The sequence below is a fragment of the Halomonas sp. PAMB 3264 genome, assembly GCF_031954245.1.
In the GTDB taxonomy this organism is placed as follows: domain Bacteria; phylum Pseudomonadota; class Gammaproteobacteria; order Pseudomonadales; family Halomonadaceae; genus Vreelandella.
Genome location: NZ_CP134866.1, coordinates 2,938,062 through 2,959,817, shown reverse-complemented (window position 1 = coordinate 2,959,817; position 21,756 = coordinate 2,938,062). Strand labels below are relative to the sequence as shown.

17 protein-coding genes are annotated in these 21,756 nt (G+C 57.8%); 8 read left to right on the top strand and 9 right to left on the bottom strand.

All coding sequences use genetic code 11. From position 1 onward, the window contains the following. The first annotated feature begins 168 nt into the window (after positions 1 to 168). Positions 169 to 774, top strand: coding sequence for a TetR family transcriptional regulator C-terminal domain-containing protein (locus tag RN347_RS13380; RefSeq protein ID WP_311958551.1), 606 nt, complete (start codon positions 169 to 171; stop codon positions 772 to 774). Between the two features lie 97 nt (positions 775 to 871). On the opposite strand, the gene RN347_RS13375 is transcribed toward RN347_RS13380, so the two are convergent. After that, the gene (locus RN347_RS13375) at positions 872 to 1,726 is read right to left on the bottom strand and encodes an SDR family oxidoreductase (protein WP_311958550.1); all 855 of its coding nucleotides are present in this window, start codon (positions 1,724 to 1,726) and stop codon (positions 872 to 874) included. A 516-nt stretch (positions 1,727 to 2,242) separates the two neighbouring features. On the opposite strand from RN347_RS13375, the gene RN347_RS13370 reads away from it, so the two are divergent. The 3 genes from RN347_RS13370 to RN347_RS13360 are packed head-to-tail and all read left to right on the top strand — an operon-like array spanning position 2,243 to position 4,871. Beyond that, on the top strand, positions 2,243 to 3,130 hold the full coding sequence (locus RN347_RS13370; protein WP_311958549.1) for a hypothetical protein: 888 nt from the start codon (positions 2,243 to 2,245) through the stop codon (positions 3,128 to 3,130). 50 nt (positions 3,131 to 3,180) lie between these two features. Then, entirely contained in the window at positions 3,181 to 3,618 is a 438-nt protein-coding gene (locus RN347_RS13365) for a phage holin family protein (RefSeq protein ID WP_311958548.1), read from the top strand. Continuing rightward, the gene (locus RN347_RS13360) at positions 3,615 to 4,871 is read left to right on the top strand and encodes a DUF3618 domain-containing protein (protein WP_311958547.1); all 1,257 of its coding nucleotides are present in this window, start codon (positions 3,615 to 3,617) and stop codon (positions 4,869 to 4,871) included. Before RN347_RS13365 ends, RN347_RS13360 begins: the two co-directional genes overlap by 4 nt. A gap of 78 nt (positions 4,872 to 4,949) precedes the next feature. Here RN347_RS13360 and xseA read toward each other — a convergent pair whose 3' ends face one another. Then, a complete protein-coding gene (xseA, locus tag RN347_RS13355; RefSeq protein WP_409365782.1) occupies positions 4,950 to 6,293 on the bottom strand; it encodes an exodeoxyribonuclease VII large subunit in 1,344 nt (447 codons plus the stop codon). Between the two features lie 329 nt (positions 6,294 to 6,622). On the opposite strand from xseA, the gene guaB reads away from it, so the two are divergent. From guaB to RN347_RS13340, 3 genes are all read left to right on the top strand, one after another. Beyond that, entirely contained in the window at positions 6,623 to 8,092 is a 1,470-nt protein-coding gene (gene guaB / locus RN347_RS13350) for an IMP dehydrogenase (RefSeq protein ID WP_311958545.1), read from the top strand. A 104-nt stretch (positions 8,093 to 8,196) separates the two neighbouring features. Then, on the top strand, positions 8,197 to 9,774 hold the full coding sequence (gene guaA / locus RN347_RS13345) for a glutamine-hydrolyzing GMP synthase (protein WP_311958544.1): 1,578 nt from the start codon (positions 8,197 to 8,199) through the stop codon (positions 9,772 to 9,774). Between the two features lie 857 nt (positions 9,775 to 10,631). After that, positions 10,632 to 11,978, top strand: coding sequence for a hypothetical protein (locus tag RN347_RS13340; RefSeq protein ID WP_311958543.1), 1,347 nt, complete (start codon positions 10,632 to 10,634; stop codon positions 11,976 to 11,978). A gap of 434 nt (positions 11,979 to 12,412) precedes the next feature. On the opposite strand, the gene qatC is transcribed toward RN347_RS13340, so the two are convergent. The 4 genes from qatC to RN347_RS13320 all read right to left on the bottom strand — a co-directional run bounded on the left by qatC (position 12,413) and on the right by RN347_RS13320 (position 17,990). After that, positions 12,413 to 13,648: a Qat anti-phage system QueC-like protein QatC gene (gene qatC / locus RN347_RS13335; protein WP_311958542.1), complete on the bottom strand. Its 1,236-nt coding sequence runs from the start codon at positions 13,646 to 13,648 to the stop codon at positions 12,413 to 12,415. Between the two features lie 29 nt (positions 13,649 to 13,677). Next, positions 13,678 to 14,592, bottom strand: a complete 915-nt coding sequence (gene qatB / locus RN347_RS13330) for a Qat anti-phage system associated protein QatB (RefSeq protein WP_311958541.1) — start codon at positions 14,590 to 14,592, stop codon at positions 13,678 to 13,680. Continuing rightward, entirely contained in the window at positions 14,573 to 16,447 is a 1,875-nt protein-coding gene (locus RN347_RS13325) for a P-loop NTPase fold protein (RefSeq protein WP_311958540.1), read from the bottom strand. Before RN347_RS13325 ends, qatB begins: the two co-directional genes overlap by 20 nt. A 652-nt stretch (positions 16,448 to 17,099) precedes the next feature. Continuing rightward, positions 17,100 to 17,990: a pseudouridine synthase gene (locus tag RN347_RS13320; protein WP_311958539.1), complete on the bottom strand. Its 891-nt coding sequence runs from the start codon at positions 17,988 to 17,990 to the stop codon at positions 17,100 to 17,102. Positions 17,991 to 18,247: 257 nt separating this feature from the next. Between RN347_RS13320 and RN347_RS13315 the strand changes: the two genes are divergently transcribed. Beyond that, positions 18,248 to 19,381, top strand: a complete 1,134-nt coding sequence (locus RN347_RS13315; RefSeq protein ID WP_409365758.1) for a Fic family protein — start codon at positions 18,248 to 18,250, stop codon at positions 19,379 to 19,381. A gap of 84 nt (positions 19,382 to 19,465) precedes the next feature. Here RN347_RS13315 and RN347_RS13310 read toward each other — a convergent pair whose 3' ends face one another. The 3 genes from RN347_RS13310 to RN347_RS13300 form a co-directional block, all read right to left on the bottom strand. Continuing rightward, positions 19,466 to 20,728: a type II toxin-antitoxin system HipA family toxin gene (locus RN347_RS13310; protein WP_311958537.1), complete on the bottom strand. Its 1,263-nt coding sequence runs from the start codon at positions 20,726 to 20,728 to the stop codon at positions 19,466 to 19,468. After that, positions 20,718 to 20,975, bottom strand: coding sequence for a helix-turn-helix transcriptional regulator (locus RN347_RS13305; protein ID WP_263586315.1), 258 nt, complete (start codon positions 20,973 to 20,975; stop codon positions 20,718 to 20,720). The genes RN347_RS13310 and RN347_RS13305 overlap by 11 nt, the downstream gene beginning before the upstream one ends. A 295-nt stretch (positions 20,976 to 21,270) precedes the next feature. Further along, a complete protein-coding gene (locus RN347_RS13300) occupies positions 21,271 to 21,552 on the bottom strand; it encodes a GFA family protein (RefSeq protein ID WP_311958536.1) in 282 nt (93 codons plus the stop codon). Positions 21,553 to 21,756 lie beyond the last annotated feature (204 nt).

Genomic DNA, 21,756 nt, shown 5'->3' with positions numbered 1-21,756 from the left:
AGCGTAGTATGCTAGCATCTACTCCAGTTAAGCAGTGATTAGGCAAGCAATGTGTAAAGAGCGTGCAACGTGACGCATTGATAAAAACATCTGCATCTAACCACTCGACCCTAACAACTAGACCGGCTTCACGTTGATTGATTGCCTTGACCGACAGGCCTGGACGATATGAAAAACACCTCGACCCGCGACAAATTGATCGATACCGGCGCCGAGCTGATCGCTCAGCACGGCTACAACGCCACCGGTATCAACGCCGTGCTCAATTCCTGCGGGGTACCCAAGGGCTCGTTCTATCACTACTTCTCCAGCAAGGAGGATTTCGGGCTGGCGGTGATCGAGCGCTTTGCCGACGACTACGCCGTGGGTCTGAAGGCGCTGTTGGAAGATGAAAGCGTGACGCCGCTCGAGCGTTTGCAGCGCTACTTCGCCCGCGGCCGGGACTACATGCAGACCTGCAACCACGAAACCGGTTGTTTGATCGGCAACCTGGGCCAGGAGCTTTCGGGCCAAAGCGATGTCTTTCGCGACGCGCTGAACACGGTCTTCCAGCGCTGGGAGCAGCACTTCGTGGCCTGCCTTCAGGCCGCTCAAGCCCAGGGCGCGGTGAGCCCTCGGGCTGACGTCCAGGCGCTGGCCAGCTTCATCCTGAGCGGCTGGGAAGGGGCGATTTTGCGCGCCAAAACGCTCAAGTCGGTCACGCCCATGGAGCAGTTCGAGTCGATTCTGTTCGAGTACGTGCTGGTCGATACCGTGGCGCGCCAGAGCGCCTGAAAGGCGGCTGGCGCCGCGCACGCGGTCATCGCTCTACTTACGCTCTACCTACGCACAAGGCGGCCCGCAAGCCGCCTTGTGCGTTCAACGTGGCGTATCAGGTGTTCAGAATCACGCCGCCGTTCAGGTGGAGGGTTTGGCCACTCATGTAGGACGAGTCTTCGCTTGCCAGATACACGTAGGCGGGGCCCATTTCGCTGGGCTGGCCGGCGCGCTTCATCGGCACCTGGCCGCCAAAGCTTTCGACCTTCTCCTCACTCATGCTGGCGGGAATCAGCGGCGTCCAGACCGGGCCTGGTGCTACGGCGTTGACCCGAATGCCGCGCTCCATCAGCGACATGGCCATCGAGCGCATCAGCCCCTGAATGGCGCCCTTGGTCGCGGTATAATCGATCAGGGTGTCGTTGCCCTTGAAGGCGTTGATAGACGAGGTTTCGATGATGGTATCGCCTTCGCTCAAGTGCGGCAGGGCCGCCTTGATCATGTAGAAGTGGCTGAAGATGTTGGTCTGGAAAGTGCGCAAAAGCTGGTCGTCGGGAATATCGGTGATATCGTCCCAGTCGTACTGCTCGGCGGCGTTATTGATCAGCACGTTGAGCTTGCCGTACTCATCGAGGGTCTTTTGAATGACCTCGCGGCAAAAGACCGGCTGGGCCACGTCGCCCTTGAGCACCAGGCAGCGCCGGCCCTCGGCTTCCACCAGGCGCTTTGTCTCTTCGGCGTCCTCATCCTCTTCCAGATGTACGATCACGCTGTCGGCGCCTTCGCGGGCAAAGTGTACGGCCACGGCGCGGCCGATGCCGCTGTCGCCGCCGGTGATGAGTGCTACCTTGTCCTTGAGCTTATCGGAGCCGCGATAGCTTGCGCGGATGTACTCCGGCGCCGGGCGCATGGCGTATTCGTCGCCGGGCTGTTTGTCCTGATGCTGCGGGGGCTGTTTCTGCTCGCTCATATTGATTCCTTCCTTTGTAACCGTTTCGACGCGGTGTATAGCGATGGCCGACCCGCTCCTGGGTCGCACCATCGTTTACCTTAGTCCAACGTTACGAAAGGGCCAAACCTGGCCACTTTTACGGTTTGCTTTAAATGATTTTTACTTAACACTTTTTTAAAAAAAGGATGGTCTACTTGTATTTCAGGAAAACGCGTTTGTTTTTAAAAGCATTAGTTAAAGGGGTTTTTTAATAATCCTTGCGGCCGAGATTTCAAGTTTTATATTAGTTTTAAGTCATTGAAATATAAATATTTTGTTGGTTTTGGGAATAAGTTTCTGGAGTTTTTTGTAAAAGCGTTGTTTTAAAATTGACAGTTATTAACCCCCCGCTATAGTTCATAAGTGGTCTGTAAGAAGTTTTAAAAATAAGTAGTTAACTCATGTTATAAAAAAGGATGGCGTTTATCAGCGCTAAAAGTTCATTTTGTTCACTACCCCGGCTGCAAACAATGCAACGCATGGAGGATGCAATTAATGAGCGATCAAGGAAAGTACTCCCACCCCGATGCCAGCGGCGCAAAAAGCGCTGACACCTCTCAGGAACACGATACTCTCGATACCGAACGGCTCAAAAGCCAGGGTAAAGAGGCCGCTCACGACCTTGGCGACGCCGCCCAGCACCAGGCCGAGCACTTCTATGAGCAGCAGCGCGAGCTGGTCGCCAAGCAAGCCGGCAAGTTCACGAAGGTTCTGAACCAGGCCGCAGACGAGTTCGAAAGCCAGCACCAGCCCTTTTTCTCGCAGCAGGCACGCAAGGCGGCAGCGCTTGCCGACGACTTCTCGAACCAGTTTCGCGACAAGGACCTCAAGCGCGTCTTCCACGACGTTCAGGGCTACAGCCGCCGCGAACCGGCAGTGTTCATTGGCGGCGCCATCGCCGCGGGCTTTCTCGTCGCCCGCTTTCTGCGAAGCTCGCAGCACCATGATTCCCAAGAGCGCGGTTCTCGTGGCAATGGTTCTCATGGCTATGGTTCACAAGGCTACGGTTCACAAGGCTACGGTTCGCAAGGCTACGGTTCGCAAGCATACAACGCCAGACGCCAGAACCCTCAAGACGACCCCCGCCATTATGGCGCTGAAGGCTTTGGGGCTGTGAATCGCGGCTCGGCTTTCGGTGGTCAGGGCGACTACCGCGAGCGCCATACGGACATGAACGCCGCCGGGTCGCGCTTTACCTCTCAGCACCCTTCGTCTCGTCCCCTGTCATCCTTCGATAACGACGGCCCTGTGCCTGGCGGCAGCAGCGCCGAGCGCGACCCGAGCGAGCCTTTTGATGCCAATGACGCGCGGCCGAGAATTACCCCCCGGCCCGGCGATGACCCGCTGCCCGGCGATCGCGACCCTTACCGCACACCGCGATAACCCTCCACGCGTTTAACGCTCAACGATTGGCCAGTACGAACGAGGCTTATATGGAAACGCAGCGCAATAGCACGACGCAGGGAGCGTCCGTCGGCTCGCTTTTAACGACGTTAACCCGCGAGGTAACCGACCTGGTTCGAGGCGAAGCCGAACTCGCCAAGGCCGAGGTCTCGGAAAAGACCCATCAGGCCCTGACCGGCATCGCCGCAATCGCCGTGGCGGGCGCGGTGATCTTCGCCGGCTTTCTGGTGCTGCTGGCATCGGCGGTCGCCCTGCTCAACGAAATCCTGCCGTCGGACATGACCCCCTGGCTCTCCGCCGCCATCGTCGGCGTCGTGACCGCCGTTATCGGGTTGATCATGCTCAACGTGGGGCTCAACAAGATCAAGGCGCAGCGTTTGGCACCGCAGCGCACGCTAAAAAGTTTACAGCGGGACAAGGAGCTGGCCCAGGAGCACGAGCATAACGTTAAGGAGGCGTTGAAATGAGCGATCACAAGGATCACCGCACCCCCGAAGAGATCGAAAAGGACATTCAGCACTCCCGCGAGCGGCTCGACTCCACGCTTGGCGAGCTGGAGGAGCGCTTTTCACCCCAGCGGCTGCTCAACGCTTCCTACGACTACCTTCGTCACGGCGGCGCCAACGAGTTCTTCACTAATCTGGGTACGACCATCAAGGAGAACCCGGTTCCGTTTCTGGTCACCGGGGCAGGGCTTGGCTGGCTGTTGACCGCCCAGCGCAGCGGCGCTCAGCGCGATGACCGCCACTACGCCAATTCCGAAGCCTACCCGCACAGCGGCCCGCAAGGGCGCTTCGATTCGCGCATGAACCCCCCGCCGATGTCGCAGCCGTTCTCCAACCGGGTGGACCGCCCTACCGGTGAGTACGCCGATGCCTTGACGGGCGGCGCGCGCCCGGCGGGTCTCGAAGGCGGCGCCCCGTTTGACCACCCCGGGCGCAGCGCCTTTTCTCATCCACCGGCGTTCGATGACAGCGACCGCCCGGATACCGGTTTCGACCAGGGCGCGGGCATGAACTCGGGCATGAAGGAGCGCGTCGTCGGCGGCGCCCGCCACATGGGCCACAGTGCCAGTGACGCCGTCCACCATATCAGCGAACGGGCTCACCACATGGGAGGCAACATGCGCGACACGACCTCAGGCTTGTACCGCTCCACCCAGCACGGCATGCACGACGCCGGGCAGTGGGCCAGAGACGCCGGCCGCCACTCGTCGGACTTCATTCAGGAGCACCCGCTGGTCGCCGGGGCACTGGGGTTTGCCATTGGCGCCGCGCTTGGCGGGCTTCTACCCTCAACACGGCGGGAAGACGCTTATATGGGCGAATATCGCGACCGCCTGATGGGCGAGGCCGCCGAGATGGGCCACCAGCAGGCCGATAAGATGCAGCACTCTCTTCACGAAAGGACCGAGAAGATGAAAAACGAAACCGACAAGGACCAGCAACAGAAAGACCAGCACGAGAAAGACTCGCATCAAAACGAGCATCAGGAGCACGACACGCGCCATACGCCGAGCGACACCGACAGCGAGCACATGCGCTACTCCGACGAGGCGATGCCGGGGCACAACGCCGCCTCGGGCCAGAGCGGCAACCCGGGCAAGCAGCCCACACCCCACGACAAGGACAAGAGCAAGAAAGAGCACGGCCTGGCCGACTCCGACACGCCCTCTGGCAACACCCAGGGCGACGACACGCTCGAGCCGCCCAAGCGTTAAACGGGGTGTGAACGCTCGTTAGTGCTCCTATGAAACATTAGGCAAGACACGCTGATAGCGCCCGGCCACCGCCGGGCGCTATTTTTTGTGGCGGCGTTTGACCTCCACGCTCAGGCGGCCCTCTCCCAAACGCAGCGACAGCGTCTGGCCCGGCGCGGTGTCCTCGGCGCGGCGCACCACCTGGCCGGCGCTGTCCTGAGCGATGGCGTAGCCTCGGCCCAGTACGGCCAGCGGGCTCACTGCGTTGAGCTCGCGGGCAACGCTCGAAAGCCTTGCGCGGCGCGCCTCCAGCGTGCGCGCCACCGCGCTTTTCAGGCGACGGTCGAGCTGGGCCAGGCGCGCCTGCTCGGCCTGCTGTAGCCTTGCCATGTCCTGGCTTGCCAGCCGTTTGGCGAGCTGCGCGGTACGGCTCTGCTGCTGGCCAAGCGAATGGTTCATGGCGCGCTGCAGGCGCTGGAACAGGGTTTCGACGTGCTGGCGGCGCTGGGCGAGCTGCTCGCCGGGATGTTTGAGCCGGGCGCGCAGGTGATCCAGCCGCTGGCTTTCACGCTGAAGGCTGGCCCGAACGGCGCGGGTCAGGCGCGCCTCGCTTTGGCCCAGCGCCTGCAAAAGCGCCCGCCCATCCGGCACCAGCCGCTCCGCTGCCGCCGAGGGCGTGGGCGCGCGCACATCGGCGGCGAAGTCGGCAAGCGTCGTATCCACCTCGTGGCCCACGGCGGACATCACCGGCAGGCGGGAGTTGAAAATCGCCCGCGCCAGGTGTTCGCTGTTGAACGCCCACAGGTCTTCCAGGCTCCCACCGCCGCGGGTGATCAGCACGGCGTCGCGTGCCGGGTCGAGCTGCTTTTGCCGGTTGAGCAGCGCCAGCGCCGAAATCATCGCTGGCGCCGCCTCTGCCCCCTGTACCGGCACGGGGATCAGCGTTACGTCCGCCAGCGGCCAGCGCGCGTTGAGAACCGCCAGCACGTCGCGAATCGCCGCGCCGCTGGCCGAGCTTAAAATCAAAAGCTTGCGTGGCGGGTAGGGCAGGGGGCGGGCGTTGGCGAACACGCCTTCACCGTCGAGCTGCGCTTTCAGCCGCTCGAAGGCCGCCAACAGCTCACCCAGCCCCGCCGCCTGCACCGCCTCGGCGATCAGCTGGTAGTCGCCGCGCGGCTCGAACAGCGACACCTTGCCTCTGAGCTTCACCTGGTCGCCGTCGCGCATCGGCGCGGCCACGAACCGCGCCCGCTGGCGAAATAGCGCGCAGCGCACCTGGGCGCGGTCGTCCTTCAACGTGAAGTAGATATGCCCAGAGGCGGGTTTGGAAACGTTCGAAAGCTCGCCCTCGACCCACACCTCGCCCATGTCGCGCTCGAGCGCCTGGCGCGAGCGTTTATTGAGGTCGCTGACAGAAAGGGCGGTAGGCGTTTGAGCACTCATGAAGGCGTTTTCCAGATCGATTCGGGAATTCATACATCAGGCCACGTAACATAGCGCATTTGTCGCCCACCGGCACTTGGGCGGCAGCCCCGGCTACCAGTAGGCGATCACTGCATTGGCAAACGCCACGGTATCGTGTCGGTTACCTCGACCAGATACTGGATCGAAGCAGCCGCGTAGCGAGTTCAGCACCTGTGGCGGCACTGCTTGTTCGAAATTAGCCACCGCGCGAGCGCTCCTCCACATTGATGATGCATCCCCGAAAACGCTATAATGGTCGATTAATTTTCCTCGCCCCATCTTCCCACTGTTCAATGGGTGTTGCCGCTATGCTACGTATGGCCCAAGAAGCGCTTACGTTCGATGACGTTCTCCTCGTTCCCGGCTTCTCCGACGTTCTTCCCAAGGATGTCAGCCTCAAAACCCGCCTGACCCGCAATATCACGCTCAACATTCCGCTGGTTTCCGCCGCCATGGACACGGTGACCGAAGCGCGGCTGGCAATTGCGATGGCCCAGGAAGGCGGCATCGGTATCATCCACAAGAACATGAGCATCGCGCAGCAGTCCGCGGAAGTGCGCAAGGTCAAAAAGCACGAAAGCGTGATCGTGAAGGACCCGGTCACCGTCAGCCCCAACGCCAAGCTCGAAGACCTGCTCAACATGGCGAACGAGTTCGGCTTCTCCGGCTTCCCGGTGGTCGAAGGCGAAACGCTGGTGGGTATCGTCACCGAGCGTGACATGCGCTTTCAGCCCAATGTGGGCGACACCGTCGCCGACATCATGACCCCGCGCGAGCGGCTGGTTACCGTATCCGAAGGCACCGATCTCGAAACCAGCAAGGCCAAGATGCGCGAGCACCGCATCGAGAAGATGCTGATCGTCGATGACGCCTTCCACCTGCGTGGCCTGGTCACCTTCCAGGACATCGAGAAGGCGCGCACCTACCCGAACGCCGCGAAAGACAGCGACGGCCGCCTGCTGGTCGGCGCGGCCGTGGGTACTGGCCCGGAAACCGCCGATCGCATCACCGCACTGGCCGAAGCCGGCGTGGACGTAGTGATCGTCGATACCGCCCACGGCCACTCCCAGGGCGTGATCGACCGCATCCGCTGGGTGAAAGAGCACTTCCCCGAGATTCAGGTGATCGGCGGCAACATCGCCACCGCCGCCGCCGCCCGCGCACTGGCCGAAGCCGGTGCCGACGGCGTGAAAGTGGGTATCGGCCCGGGCTCGATCTGCACCACGCGCATCGTCGCCGGTGTGGGCGTGCCGCAGATCACCGCCGTTTCCAACGTCGCCGCCGCGCTCAAGGAGTTCGATATTCCGCTGATCGCCGACGGCGGCGTGCGCTTCTCCGGTGATCTGGCCAAGGCGATTGCCGCCGGCGCCAGCGCGGTGATGGTGGGTGGCCTCCTGGCCGGTACCGAGGAAGCGCCGGGCGAGGTCGAGCTCTACCAGGGCCGTACCTACAAGGCGTACCGCGGCATGGGCTCCATGGGCGCGATGTCGCAAAGCCAGGGCAGCGCGGATCGTTACTTCCAGGACAAGAGCGCGGGTGCCGAGAAGCTGGTGCCGGAAGGCATCGAAGGCCGCGTGCCCTACAAGGGTCTGATGAGCGCCATCGTGCATCAGCTGATGGGCGGGCTGCGCGCCTCCATGGGCTACACCGGCTGCCATAACGTCGAAGAGATGCGCACCAAGCCGGAGTTCGTGCAGATCACCGGCGCCGGCTTCAACGAGTCGCACGTGCACGACGTGCAGATCACCAAGGAAGCCCCCAACTACCGGGTGAGCTAACCCCGGGGGTCAGTATTGATGCGGCGGGCCTTGGCCCGTCGCTTGCTTTTAGAGCCTTATCAAAGCCTTCGCGGCCGCGCTTACACTGCTTGAGAGATACCGCCATGACCGACATTCACGCCCACAAGATTCTGATCCTCGATTTCGGCTCCCAGTACACCCAGCTGATCGCCCGCCGCGTGCGCGAAATCGGCGTCTATTCCGAAGTGCGCGCCTTCGATATCACCGAAGAGGAGATCCGCGAGTACAACCCGAACGGCATCATCCTGGCCGGCGGCCCGGAATCCGTGACCGAGCTCGAATCCCCGCGCGCACCGGCGTGCGTGTTCGAAATGGGCCTTCCGATCTTCGGCATCTGCTACGGCATGCAGACCATGGCCGAGCAGCTGGGCGGCAAGGTGGAAGGCTCGCAAAAGCGCGAGTTCGGCTACGCCCAGATCCAGATCGATTCGGACAACGCCCTGTTCAACGGCATCAAGGATCACGTGGATGCCGACAGCGGCAAGGCGCTTCTGGACGTATGGATGAGCCACGGCGACAAGGTGGCCCAGGCCCCCGCCGAGTTCACCGTGACCGCCTCGACCCCGAGCTGCCCGATTGCCGCCATGGTGTGGGAAGAGAAGCAGTTCTACGGCGTGCAGTTCCACCCGGAAGTGACCCACACGCTGCAGGGCCAGCGTATCCTCGAGCACTTCGTGCTGGATATCTGTCAGTCCGAGAAGCTCTGGACCCCGGCGCAGATCATCGAAGACCAGGTGCAGCGCGTACGCGAGCAGGTGGGCGACCGCCACGTGCTGCTCGGCCTCTCCGGCGGCGTCGACTCTTCCGTAGTCGCGGCACTGCTGCACAAGGCGATCGGCGACCAGCTCACCTGCGTATTCGTCGACAACGGCCTGCTGCGCAAGGACGAAGGCAACCAGGTAATGGAAACCTTCGCCAGCCACATGGGCGTGAAGGTGATCCGCGTCGACGCCGAGGACCTGTTCCTCGACAAGCTCAAGGGCGAAAACGACCCGGAAGCCAAGCGTAAGATCATCGGCAACACCTTCATCGACGTGTTCGACGACGAGGCCAGCAAGATCGAAGGTGTTGAGTTCCTGGCCCAGGGCACCATCTACCCGGACGTGATCGAATCTGCTGCCTCTAAAACCGGCAAGGCGCACGTGATCAAATCCCACCACAACGTGGGCGGCCTGCCGGAAACCATGAAGCTCAAGCTGGTCGAGCCGCTGCGCGAACTGTTCAAGGACGAAGTGCGCAAACTCGGCCTCGAACTCGGCTTGCCCTACGACATGGTCTACCGCCACCCCTTCCCGGGGCCGGGCCTGGGCGTGCGGATTCTGGGCGAAGTGAAGAAAGAGTACGCCGACATCCTGCGTGAAGCCGACGCCATCTTCATCGAAGAGCTGCGCGCCTCCGGCTGGTACGAGAAAACCAGTCAGGCGTTCGCCGTGTTCCTGCCGGTCAAATCCGTCGGCGTGGTCGGCGACGGCCGTCGCTACGAATGGGTCATCGCGCTACGCGCCGTCGAAACCATCGACTTCATGACCGCCCGCTGGGCGCACCTGCCCTATGAGCTGCTGGAGAAGGTGTCCAACCGGGTGATCAATGAGCTGGAGGGGGTTTCGCGGGTTACTTATGATGTGAGTAGTAAGCCGCCGGCTACTATTGAGTGGGAGTGACCCTAAGTCCGGCATTGACCGGTACGATCTAGCAAAAAATGCCCTGAAGCCCGCGTAATTGCGGGCTTTTGGCTTTTTTTGTCTGGCAAGTTCAGGTAGCGTTCTGCATCTTCAAGCACGGTATTTATGTGGCATGGGACGGGGTATCAACTGCATCCAATGCTATGTATGACGATCAATACTATATCCATTATCTCAGGGTTGGCATGGTGTCAAGTTGGCCCGAAGTCTCGGTTTTACTGGGGTTAGGCTCAGTTTTGCCGTGCTTTTCTGAGCAAGGTATTTTTTCATTGAAATAGTGGAAGCTATGCTTACTGATACCAAGCTTCGAAATCTCAAGCCCTAGGAAAATCTCTACAAGCTGAGTGACCGCGATGGGTTGTACGTGACCGATACTGGCAAACTAAATCAGTGGGTTACATTGCATTTACGATACTTTTGAGGCCCCTGGTTCAAGCGACCTCAAGCATTATCTATGTAGAAAAGCTAAACAGATCTATGCAGATTTTTTGATGAATCCAGTATTTTCGTAGAGACGAATTTTGCCTGATAGCTAAAATTTCTCCCGAAATGTCAATTTTGAGGAGAACGAGATGCGCAGACGTTTGAACGAAGGAACTCCAATCCCTTTGCACGCCTTGTATGTCGGAATGCTAGTGCATTTGAAAGGCACTGATTTTGGTTGCGTATGGCGGGTTATTGGTATCGAGCGTGGCGAACGCGGTGAAATCTGGCTGCGTGTCCAGACACCCTTAACCAAGAAAATCTCTAGGGCCCGAGCAACCCGGGCTAGGTATATCCGGGCGCAACAGCCTAACCGTAATGCGTATAGATATTGATCGTAGGGGCGCGACGGAATGAAATCGGAAGCCAGTTCCAGTTCCTCTCAGGAATACAGTGCATATCTCGCGCTCATCATTGAAGAAAAAATCAATGAATATAAAGGAGTAATGCCTGTTTACGAACGCAAGACTCTCGCTCGCAACTTGGGGAGATTGCTTACGACAGCGAAAGAACAGAAGGTCAAAAAGAGTGCGATTGTGATCGAGTCGCGCATCCCACACAACGCGGATGCGCCCGCGAATGCCTTAAACACTTTTTGTATCCTGCCTAATAGCAAACGTACGGCTGAACCGCGCTTGTGTGCACACCCGCAAAATTATTTAAAGCTTGCGCTGGCTACTGCAATGCTGGCGGGAATGATGCGATCTTCTGTTATCAATCAGCTCACGGAGGGATCAAACCTTTTCAGTGCTACCGCGAGGCTTGATGATGAGCAACTACCACCCGTAAAAGCCGTGTGGGAGCTGCTCAAGACTGAGTTGGCAATTATTGTCGAACGTCATCAGCTAAAGCAGTTTTTCAAAGATGCCTATAGCATGTGGGCGTCTTATGACGAGAACCTCCTGAATCCCGAATCTTGGGAGCAGGATAGAGTGCTTGCCCCCTCTACGTCGTACTGGCCTTGGGTTTACCTATGCGCGATAAGCCGTGATAATAAACCTGCTCGACTAACTCTCAACGAAAAAAAAAGGGTGGTTAGCGGGACTGTTCACGCGGTCGAACAAGTCTACTTAACCCTTGGCTGGGATCCTGATGGATGGGTGGTCGGGTATCTTGAGTTTTTACCCGGTCTTGCAGTGCAATCGTACGAGCGCGGTGACTCAAAACCTTTACATGATTTTCACTGCTCTGGGCAGACGTTTACTCAAGGAAGAATCGAAAACGTGAGTTTTGAGGTGTTAGACGGAGCATCCATTCAGATTCCAGGCAGCGGCTCAGGAGACTGGCCATTTCGTTTGCGATCACGAATTCGTTTTGAAAGATTGAACTTGCAGCAGCTTGCCAGTGCTCTGCTTGATAGCAGCTTCTTCCCGACGCCAGATCCGATTTTGGTTCCGGGCATCGACACGTCCTCAGTCATGTCTCCTCCCGACTCCCTGCTCGCCGTGATGGAAGCGCAGCTGCTAGGACGCAAAATGCTATGGCCGAGTAAGGCAGGCCTTTCGTTTCTGGAACAATTGGAACAGAACATTCTTCGACTAACTGGCAGTTTCAGGGAATGGCGGCAGGTGCAAAAAAATTTAGCAACGCAGGATTATCTTGCGCGACTGGCAGCGGCCACTACAGAGCTTGAGATACTTCGAAAAGCACCATCTGCTTCCACAACGCCAGATAAAGCTGCTCGGTATAGCACTGACTGATCTAGTTTGCCTGGTTCATCGAAGCCATGAGTTGACTGAAATGGGCCCGTAATGGTCATTTCCTGACAGGCAGCTTCTACCATCTTGCTGCTGTCAATATCCGATAATCACCAGCCGAGGACCTCACGTGTGCAGTGGTCAATGATGACCCCCAAGCTGCACCGCCCGATCCTTGTCGCACTATACAGGCGTCAGGTCGGTGGCCCAACGCTCATCCGGCCTTGAGTCGACTGACGGTAGTCTCCTGGCATGAGACCGGAAGCCTTGAGGCCGTCTGCTCAATGAATGGAGAGAGCGTAATATTTAACAGAACCGTAGGTTCTGTACAGATATAAGCGAGGCTCCTTACCACCAGGACACAGAGATTCATCGAATATCTAAGAGGCTCGCCTGAACATGGATAGATGAATAAAGAATGATCTGTACAGCTTCATTCAGCCAAGTCCATAGAAAGCGTGCAACGTCGCCAGCTCGTCTAGACCTTGGACGAGCATTCGCCTATACCCAGCCCTGTCAATAATAAACGGCGAAAAAAGACTGTGACCTAGCCACTGATCGAAACCGTCCTGCGCAGCGCTCGCTACTGCCATTCCTACAGAGCGTACATCTTCAAAGCGCCCATACTGGGGGGTATCGATACTAAGATTGTCATACACGTATGGCGTGCTGTCTTTCACCTCTCTCCATCGCATGAAGGAGGCTCTTCTAACCTGACACGGAACACATCGCCCGCAATGCTTATACCCAAACCGCTGAAAACGCCCGCAGCTGGTGGATGTCACTGCATGCTGTTTGAGTAAATGTTGGTTGAGACATCCCGCCATCATCTCACCTTTGGTTTTCAGCGCGTATGGGTTCTGAATCTGAACATTGATGCCAGCAGCATCGAAGATCTGTTGCAATCGACCTAGGTATTCCGGATGCGCGGTGCGGGTGCTCAAGCTACCCAGCCGAGTTACAGTCAATGGAGGGTTGATCGCGATGAAGCCATTCTCGCAGATGTAAAGAGGTACGCGATCACCCTGATGGTAACGATCAAGTGATGTCGCAACGGCCAATCCAAATGCCAGGAAAACGATGGATCGTGCCCGCTGGGAAGGCTCTTGAAGTCCTGGAGACTTGGCAACGTGATTGAGCCCGATCCTGGATAACTCAAGACTCTGAGCGAAATCGTCTTGCTTCTGCCCATCACCGCGGACAATCTGGCTGACGGCGTAAGGATTCCGCCCTTGGCTGACCAAGTCGATGGTGCCGATCAGGCTATCCATCCCGCCAGAAAGCAAGGCGACTGAATCTTCTCGAGGATGAAATGCTTGCAACTGAGCGGGTGGTCCATACCCACCAGAATAAAAGACGAATGTCCAAATGTCCGTCGTCAAAAAGCGCAACGCAGCTTCCAACGCTTGTGCTTGGGCATTCCAGAATACAGGATCTTGAACCGCAATATGAAGTTCGAGTGTACGCGTCCAGCCGTCTGCGCTTTTGGCGCGTAGATCGGAGAAATCTGCCGCAACTATGGAAAGGGCAATACTCAGAAAATCCCATGCCTGAGGTGAGATTTCCAAGTGTGTTTTCTTAATCAGGTGACGGGTGTATCCCCCAACACTGACTTGCCCCTTTTCCGCCTGGCCATAGATCACCACCGGCATCGCCGGATCGACAGCCTGCACCTGAAATCCTGCGGGGCCGCAAACAAACTTCATTCGATATACCCCTCGAAGACCTCAAAGGTCTCCTGTAGCGCTTGGGTTACGACTTGGGAAATACGTCCGGTCGTTAGCCCTACTCCAGTGGCTGCAATGGAGCGAAACGAGGCTGAGACGCACTCTTTAATGTATACCTTGATCTCTTTCAGCCGACGCACTGCAACTAGAGCCGATGAGGCTTTCTCTTGGACGGTTTTCCCCAGATCAAGCTCGTACCGGTGAAACACATCCATTGCGGTGAAGCGTTCGATCGCGTAGGCCCGCTCTTCAGGGGCCAAGTTCAGCAGATCGGCGTTAGGGTACTTCACGAGAACATCGGACAGCGACCCCCGAATCGAGGCCCGCTCTGCCTCTGCATCTTGAGTCCCATCGACAGGCCGAACGGCCTCGACCAGCGCGTCCATGACTTCCGAGGCAGATCGACCTTTCAGCAGGACGGGGTCAATGAGGTTTGCATTGGTCTGACTGGTTCCTTCTGCCACCGACTGGAGGGTACCGCCCAGAATCGAGGCGACTGCCGCCGTACCACCGAATCGAGCCGTAGTGGTTTTAGCACCGCCGTATCCATGTTTAACGTAGTGCTTCAGGCTGCGTTGGAGGCCGCTGCGATCACCGGTTCTAGCGTAGTCACCTAATCCCTTGCGTGCGCCCCCAAAGCGGCCTGGCGGCGCCAATGGAGGTGGCGACTGCGGTGCAGTGTTGGGCTCGTTATCCCCCTCCGGGGGGCCATCAGACTGCCCATCCTGATCAACCTGATCCTCTTCAGAATCTGGCGGCTCAGAGGCTGGCGGAGCCGGCGGCTCTTGAGACTGAGGTAGTTCCAGTGGTATCGGCGGCAATGGAGGCGTCCACGAAGGCACTATTGGCACTCCTTTGCTTGGCCCATCGCTATTCTGTGATGTTCCCATTCATTTTCCTTATCGCGGCCTTCACAGGGGGGCTGATATCAAGGCTTTGCCAATAATCGAATACGGACTTCGCCCAACTCTCATCTTTGAGCTTTGGCACGATCCCAGCTTGGATCTGTGCGGGTGGACGCTCTTTCAAAAAGGCAGCGAGGCGCGGGCCCTGCAATCCATCGATGTCAGCGATAACCAGCATTGCATCCAAAACGGGCGGTACGCCCCATTCCTGCTCGTTACCCGCGTTGTCGAGTAGCCGATCCATGATGACGCTGATCTCGATGGGAGCAATCTCCCCAAGAGCTCCCCTGAGTTGAGGTGCCATATCGGGCGAATCGAGCAGCGCGGTTAGTAGCCCGGCAGCGTTCGAAGAAAGGCGATCTTCGTCCGTGATAATCGGTGCATGCTCGCGGCTGACGTAAATGGCACCTCGCAAATCCTTGTCCGCCAGCGCAGGTGGCAAGGCTAACCACTCCTTCACAAACGGGTGATCCCAAGGTTGGCTCAAAGAGAAGTCCTTGCCTTGTTTCACATCGGCCTCCCAACTAGCGAGTATTTCTGGTTTGCCGTGCTTATCTGCCGCAACCGCTTTCATTAGTTCTTCAAAGGCCTTCGGATTGCCGCTGCGCTCAAACAACATCAGCTTGACCAGCGTCGCTTCATCGACACCTACGCCATGGGCACGTGAAATGCTCATCCGGATCGCCAGTGCGTTAAGAAAACGTTTGATGAGCCGGGGGTTGCCGTGAATACCAGACGCCGAGGTCATCACCGCCGCGAGACGCTCTGCGGTGTCGAATTTCCCGATCAGTTCCGCAGGGTATTTCTTAGACAGGGACTGCATGAAGGCCCGATCGACCCGACCACCTTGCCATGTTGTCCGAAGCTGATCGCGAACTCTGACGCGAATGGACTCGATCTCCTCCCTGGGCAATCCACTGTTCTCGGTGAAAAGCATCATCATGTACGCCCGAACTTCTTGCGTCCCCAGAGGTGGTACCCGAATTGGTACCTGGATCAGCTTGTCGAAGTAGCTGGTGACCAACACGTCATCCGGGACACCATTGAAGTGACGGCGCACCGCATGCTTGATCATCTCGTTGTCTGCCGCGATGATGAAGGCTGTATTACGCAGGAATAAGAACAGCCTGAAAGCCTCAAGGGTTGAGATAGTAGTTTCGGGCAGGCAGCGGTCCAGGTCGTCAATCAACACAACGAGCGTGACGCCTAGCTCATCCAACACAGCTTCGAAATTATCTCGTAGTGCCTGGATTTCCTTGGGCGGCGAAGGCATCTGGGGTTTAGCTTTGATGAGCTGTTTGGCCTCATCCGCCGCCTTCCCAGCTTTGTCATGGGTGGCGTCAATCGTCGCCTGATTGACGTCGCCAGACCACCATTGCTTGGTCAAACCCCACGCGTCACCTATTAGGCCAGGCATCGGCACACCGGCTGCGACAGAAACTGCCGAAATTCCCATGATCTTAGCCACCCGCAGCCAATTCACACGTTCACCCAGCTCGTAAACCTTGCCTAGAGCTGTTTGACGCGCCTCAGCCTCTTCCTGTAGACGGGACGCGATGACGTCCATTAACGCAGCACGGGCATCGTCATACCCTTGGTACAGCCAAGCATTGAACTCGACAAAGACAAAGTCTTTTTCAGGCTTTTGCCCGGATTCCGGAGGGTTGCGCAGCGATGCCTGAATGAGCTTGATCATTGAGGACTTACCAGCCCCCCAGGCGCCAGAAACACCAACGGAAATAGGACGTCCATTGGCTTGGTAAACGATCTCTGTAACGGTGTCGGCAACCCCGGAAAAATTGAGGAAGTCAGTATCTGTTTCGTTATCGACCCACACCATGCTCTCCTTGGGCACTGTCAGCATCAAGCTATGGCAAAGTATACATAGTAGCTGATCCGATGCAGATATTGGCCACTGACTATCTACTCTTTTGGCAGTATGAGGTGCTACTACATTGAATGAAGAGCCCGCTCGTATGTATCAACGTATTAAGTAACGCATACCATCGCCTAAAAGCTACGGGCCAGCTTTTCTTGACGAGTCGCGATACGGTGTGCCTTGTTGCTTCAAGAGATCGCTGCAGCGAATCATGCCGCAGTCGCTTTCGTATTTGATTGAAAAAAGTCGTGCCGGCCAGTTGGCAGACATCGAGTTGGTGCAAGCGCTGCAAATTGCCTTACGCATCGGCCCTACGATCATACCGGCGCATCAGGGAGACGCGGGTGTCGGGTTGGTAGCTCACCTCGGCGACGCCTAGTTCGAGCTCAGCGGCCAGTTGCATGCAGAAGGTTTCATTAAGCGCTCGCTCGAACACCTAAAGCCTTGAATACCAAGCTTGATAATATGGCTTGAAGGGGGCGACCCCTTTCAGATCTGCTGGTGCGAACAGTCCGGTGTCTTTCAGCTCAGAATGCAATTGCCGAAATGAAAATGGTGGTCTGGCTCGAGAAGCGCTTAGCGGAGTAACGGATAGGAGAGTGATAACGCCGCGCTATTCAAGCGTCAGGCCGCCATCGTATTTAATGCATCGATGCTCATTCGTCACGGGGTCAATGAACTCGAAGCCCTTGGAAAGCAGCTGCAAGGGACACTTATAGTCATCCGGCGAGAGCGGCTGCAGCACCGGGTAGTAGCGGTCGTTCAAAATCGGCCAGCCGAGTGACTGCATGTGCAGGCGCAGCTGGTGGCGGCGACCGCTGACGGGGTGTAATTCAAACAGCGCCTGGGTGCCAGTTTGCTGCACGCAGCGGATCACCGAGTGGCTGTTAGCCTCGCCCTCACCAATCCGCATGCGAAAGCGCTGCTCGCTTGGCTCGATGCGATTCTTGACGTCCCACTCTCGACCCACCCATGACGTAGTGCCGTCTACCTCGGCGATAGCCTGATAGGTCTTGTGAATCTGGCGTGACGTGAACAGCTGGTGATACAGCGGGCGGGTCTCGGGATTCAGCGAGCAGAGCACCAATCCTGCTGTCACGCGATCCAGACGATGCACCGGCTGCAGTGCCTCGATCCCCGTGCTTTGTCGTAGGCGCTGCTGCAGGCACTCATTCACATAGCGCCCTCCGGGCGTAACGGGCAAAAAGTGCGGTTTGTAGGCCACCAGAATGTGCTCATCGCGGTAGACAATATGCTCGGCGAAGGGAATGACCGGCTCGCTGGCGACTTCGCGATAATAGAACACGCGAAGATGGGGCTTGAAGCATGAGGCCGGCGTAATCCAGGTGCCGTCCTCGCGATGCACCTTGCCAGTGGCCATGCGCTCACGCCATGTCGCTTCATCAATGGCCGGAAACGTGAGCAGCAGATACTCAAGCACCGTCGACACACCGGGATTGACCTGCGGCAGGCTCAGCTTCGAAGGGCGTTGGGAAATGGACATGGGGTGCATCACCGGTCGGGAAGAGGCTGGGAGGCGGTCGCGTTAGTGTAACCGAGAGAGGGAGTCGTGTCGGGCGAGGCGTGACTCTACGGTCAGCCTGGTTGTCCGGTAGTGTCAGGCACAACATTGTTCCCGCAATAAAAGTAGCGTCTACCATGAGCCGCTGAGTGACGCTGCTATGATCACTTTGCAATTTGAGCCGAATGAACGCTATATTCGGCTCATTTATTGATCCAAATAGACGGGGTAATCGGCTCATGTATATTTGGGAACTAAAGGGTTGGCCATCGTTTGAATGGAGTGAACCCATCTTACGCCCCATGTTGGATGAACTCAGGCTGCTGCAAGGCCGGGTGGTGGGGAGAACGGAGTCAGCCTCCGAGCATGCGGATGCAAGCGTGGAAATGGATGCGCTCATTCAGAACGCCATTCGTACCAGCGAGATCGAAGGGGAGCGGTTGGATGTAGGCTCCGTGCGCTCGTCGGTAGCTCGCCAGTTGGGGGTGGAGCAGGCTGGTGCTCCTGGCAGCACGACGCCTGAATCCGAGGCGCTTATCGAGCTTCTGCTGCAAGCGACGCACTACCCGGATCAGCCGCTCACTCTTGAGCGGCTGTGCCATTGGCAGTCCCTTCTTTTCGTACAGGGCTCGGGCGTGATCGATAAAGTGCGGGTGGGCGAGCTACGCGGTGAGCAGCCCATGAAGGTCGTTTCCGGGCGAATCGATCGGCCCACCGTTCATTTCGAGGCGCCGCCGCGGCGTCAGCTCGAAGCAGAGCTGGATGCGTTCCTGGCCTGGTTCAACCAGCCGCCGGAGAGCCTCGACCCGCTCATTCGTGCGGGCATTGCTCACCTTTGGTTGGTCACGCTGCATCCCTTTGACGACGGCAACGGGCGCTTGACGCGCGCGGTCACGGATAGGGCGCTGGCCCAGGCCGAGCGGCAGTCGGTGCGCTTTTACTCGCTGAGTGCAGCGATCATGGCGCGCCGGGAGGCGTACTACGATCACCTCGAGAGCACGCAAAAGGGCGGCCTGGATATCACGCCTTGGCTTGCGTGGTTTCTGGATACATTAAAAGCAGCACTCGAGCAGGCGCTATCGAGAATCGACCGGGTGCTCGAGAAAACCCGCTTCTGGCAGCGCCATGCGACCACTGTACTAAACGAACGCCAGATCAAGGTATTGAACCGCTTGCTGGATACGGCCGGCGTGGAGTTCGCGCAAGGCATCAACGCGCGCAAGTATCAGTCGTTAGCGAAGGTGAGCAAGGCCACCGCTACCCGGGACCTGGCTGAACTGCTGGAGAAGGGATGCCTCGTCAAACTGCCCGGGGGCGGGCGTAGTACGCGTTACTCGATACCGTTCGAGCCCACCCTTGCGAGCGCGCTGTAAGGGCTACCCGAAACAGGATGGTTGATATCGAGCTCACAGATGGGCTTTATCGCCGCGACATCTTCCGATCAGCGAGCGCCATGCTCATCGCTTGCCAACCCACCGCTGCGTCATTTTCCGGCAGTTGTCTGACAGCCGCCGTTGTAGCCTTTCCAGCAACGTCTGTTCGGTTCCTTTACCCGCTACATGACTCAGAGAGGCGACTGTTGCGTCGATGGCTTGCGGCATTCGCTCGGCCAGTTCGAGTCCTTGCTTCAAGAAGTAACGTGGCTGAAAGCGCAGCGCGCGGGCCAATGCTTCGAGGTGTGAACGCTCGATGTGGCCGGGGCGGTCTTCACCGCTGATGCTCATGGCAAAACGGCTCGAAAGGCCGCTGTAAAGTGTGGTGCACATCAAGTCGTAGAACGGTGCCAGCCGTGGCCCATCAGCGGTGTAAAGAATGGCGAGGTTCTTGGCGTGGCTATCGTTATTGCCCATCAACAGGTTGAAGAAGAGCCAGCCGATCAACCGCTGCATGTCTTTAGCCGGTGCGCCCTGTTGCTGCAAGAGCTCACGGCAGCGTATCAGGCCGGGGCCGCCGTCGCTTTCATATTTGATTGTTGAGGGCGTGCCGGCCAGCTGGCAGAAATCGAGTTGGTGCAGGCGCTGCAAGCTGCCTTGGGCATCAATCCTACGATCATACCGGCGCACCAGACAAGCGCGGGTGTCAGGCTGGTAGCTCGTCTCAGCCGCATCGAGCCCAAGTTCTGCGGCCAGCTGCATGCAGAACGTTTCGTTGAGCGCCGTTGCCCACACACCTTTCAAGCCTTGAATGTCGGGTTTGAGAATATGACTGGAAGGGGCCGAGCCTTCCGGTATGGCAGGACTTCCATCCGGCATGACCATCAGCAGTAGCTTGTTTTGTGCCCCCGCGAGCGAGATACGCGGCTCGTTATCGTGTTGTGTAAATAACGCGCCTTGGGTGCGCGCTTGTAGATGCGCCGCCACGGTCGCCCAACGAGTGGGCCTATAGTGGGGTAAAACGGGTGATTCATTGGGTGATAGCAGGGTGAAGCCGCTGGCCGTATCACCGCCAATGGCGTTCAATAGCCCAAAAACGGTGGTGGTGTGGTGGCGAAGTTCCAGCTGGTGGCGCAAGTCGCCTTCCGGTAACAGGTTCTCGAAATAGGTCAGTACGCTATCGCCTTCGTGAACGAGCTGCGAAAGCGGCAGTGAAGGTGAGAGACTCACTGCGTCAGATTGCTCGCGCCATGCCGGGGCGTACTCAAAACGCAATGGCTGGGTATTAAATAGCCACCCGACGAGTCTCTCGCCCTGATAAAGCGTCAGGACGGCGTCACTCGCCATGGCGATTAGATCCTTTGCGCTTCACGACCACCTCTAGCCCCATTAAGTCCAATACATCCAGCACCTTTTGCAGCTGAAGGGTGGGCTTTCCTCGCTCCAAGTCAACGATGAATCGATTGCCGGTGCCGGCAAGGCCTGCCAGATCCATCTGCAACAAGCCTTGTTCATTGCGCATTTGGCGAACCAGTTGGCCCAGCTCTTCGCTTTGACGAATGATCGTAGGGGCGGTGGCATTATCGGTCGACATGGAAAGCCTGCTTTTGATTACCGTTCGGTAATTATAGGTTCGTTTTTGGTAGGGTGCTACCACCTAGTTACCGATCGGTAATTTTATGGAAAAAACGCGATAAGGTTTTTTAAAAATTACCGATCGGTAATTGAAGCTAGAAAGCATCTCCAGATACGTTGATCCCACATGGCATATTTCAAAGCTTATCGCGTGGCGCATGCGCTCGATTCCGGTCCCGATCATGGCGCTCAACGTCAGGGAAGGGCGGGAGCCAATCTTCACGGCGAATATTCCAAAGCTCGTAGGTCGGCTTTTATTGGTTCGGTGCATCGAGGGCACCAAGGTGTATCTCGATTTCATGCTCGCTGATCGAAAACAGTGATGAGCCGCAGGTCGCGCAGAAGTAGCGCCCCTGGTAGCAGGCGGGCTCGCCTTCGATCACGACCGCTTTCCTGGGGTAATCCGCCGCCGCGTAGAAAAGCGCACCGTGGTGTTTGCGGCAATCCATGCAGTGGCAGGTGCCTACACTCTGCGGTTCGCCACGCGCTTCGAATCGCACCTTGCCGCACAAGCAGCCACCGGTTAGTTGCTTCATTCCTCATCTCCGTAAGACGTATCTTGAGTTCGACTCTATCTTGTGAGCCGAGAGTACACCTAAAGAAAAGGCTTGAAGCATACGGTCACTACCCTACGAGCCAGATAAAAACCTTATATTGGCGAAAATTTACCCATCGTCGCACCACCTTCGTGCTTAAGGCACATATATGGTGCGACGAAATGGCTTATGAATGCGACCAAG

Bases quoted from the DNA above. Each gene is read 5' to 3' on its own strand.
- RN347_RS13300 (WP_311958536.1), bottom strand. From the start codon at position 21,552: ATGAAGCAACTAACCGGTGGCTGCTTGTGCGGCAAGGTGCGATTCGAA.
- guaB (WP_311958545.1), top strand. From the start codon at position 6,623: ATGCTACGTATGGCCCAAGAAGCGCTTACGTTCGATGACGTTCTCCTC.
- RN347_RS13365 (WP_311958548.1), top strand. From the start codon at position 3,181: ATGGAAACGCAGCGCAATAGCACGACGCAGGGAGCGTCCGTCGGCTCG.
- RN347_RS13370 (WP_311958549.1), top strand. From the start codon at position 2,243: ATGAGCGATCAAGGAAAGTACTCCCACCCCGATGCCAGCGGCGCAAAA.
- RN347_RS13360 (WP_311958547.1), top strand. From the start codon at position 3,615: ATGAGCGATCACAAGGATCACCGCACCCCCGAAGAGATCGAAAAGGAC.
- xseA (WP_409365782.1), bottom strand. From the start codon at position 6,293: ATGAGTGCTCAAACGCCTACCGCCCTTTCTGTCAGCGACCTCAATAAA.
- RN347_RS13375 (WP_311958550.1), bottom strand. From the start codon at position 1,726: ATGAGCGAGCAGAAACAGCCCCCGCAGCATCAGGACAAACAGCCCGGC.
- RN347_RS13305 (WP_263586315.1), bottom strand. From the start codon at position 20,975: ATGTCGACCGATAATGCCACCGCCCCTACGATCATTCGTCAAAGCGAA.
- RN347_RS13380 (WP_311958551.1), top strand. From the start codon at position 169: ATGAAAAACACCTCGACCCGCGACAAATTGATCGATACCGGCGCCGAG.
- RN347_RS13310 (WP_311958537.1), bottom strand. From the start codon at position 20,728: ATGGCGAGTGACGCCGTCCTGACGCTTTATCAGGGCGAGAGACTCGTC.
- RN347_RS13325 (WP_311958540.1), bottom strand. From the start codon at position 16,447: ATGGTGTGGGTCGATAACGAAACAGATACTGACTTCCTCAATTTTTCC.
- RN347_RS13320 (WP_311958539.1), bottom strand. From the start codon at position 17,990: ATGTCCATTTCCCAACGCCCTTCGAAGCTGAGCCTGCCGCAGGTCAAT.
- RN347_RS13315 (WP_409365758.1), top strand. From the start codon at position 18,248: ATGTATATTTGGGAACTAAAGGGTTGGCCATCGTTTGAATGGAGTGAA.
- qatB (WP_311958541.1), bottom strand. From the start codon at position 14,592: ATGGGAACATCACAGAATAGCGATGGGCCAAGCAAAGGAGTGCCAATA.
- guaA (WP_311958544.1), top strand. From the start codon at position 8,197: ATGACCGACATTCACGCCCACAAGATTCTGATCCTCGATTTCGGCTCC.
- RN347_RS13340 (WP_311958543.1), top strand. From the start codon at position 10,632: ATGAAATCGGAAGCCAGTTCCAGTTCCTCTCAGGAATACAGTGCATAT.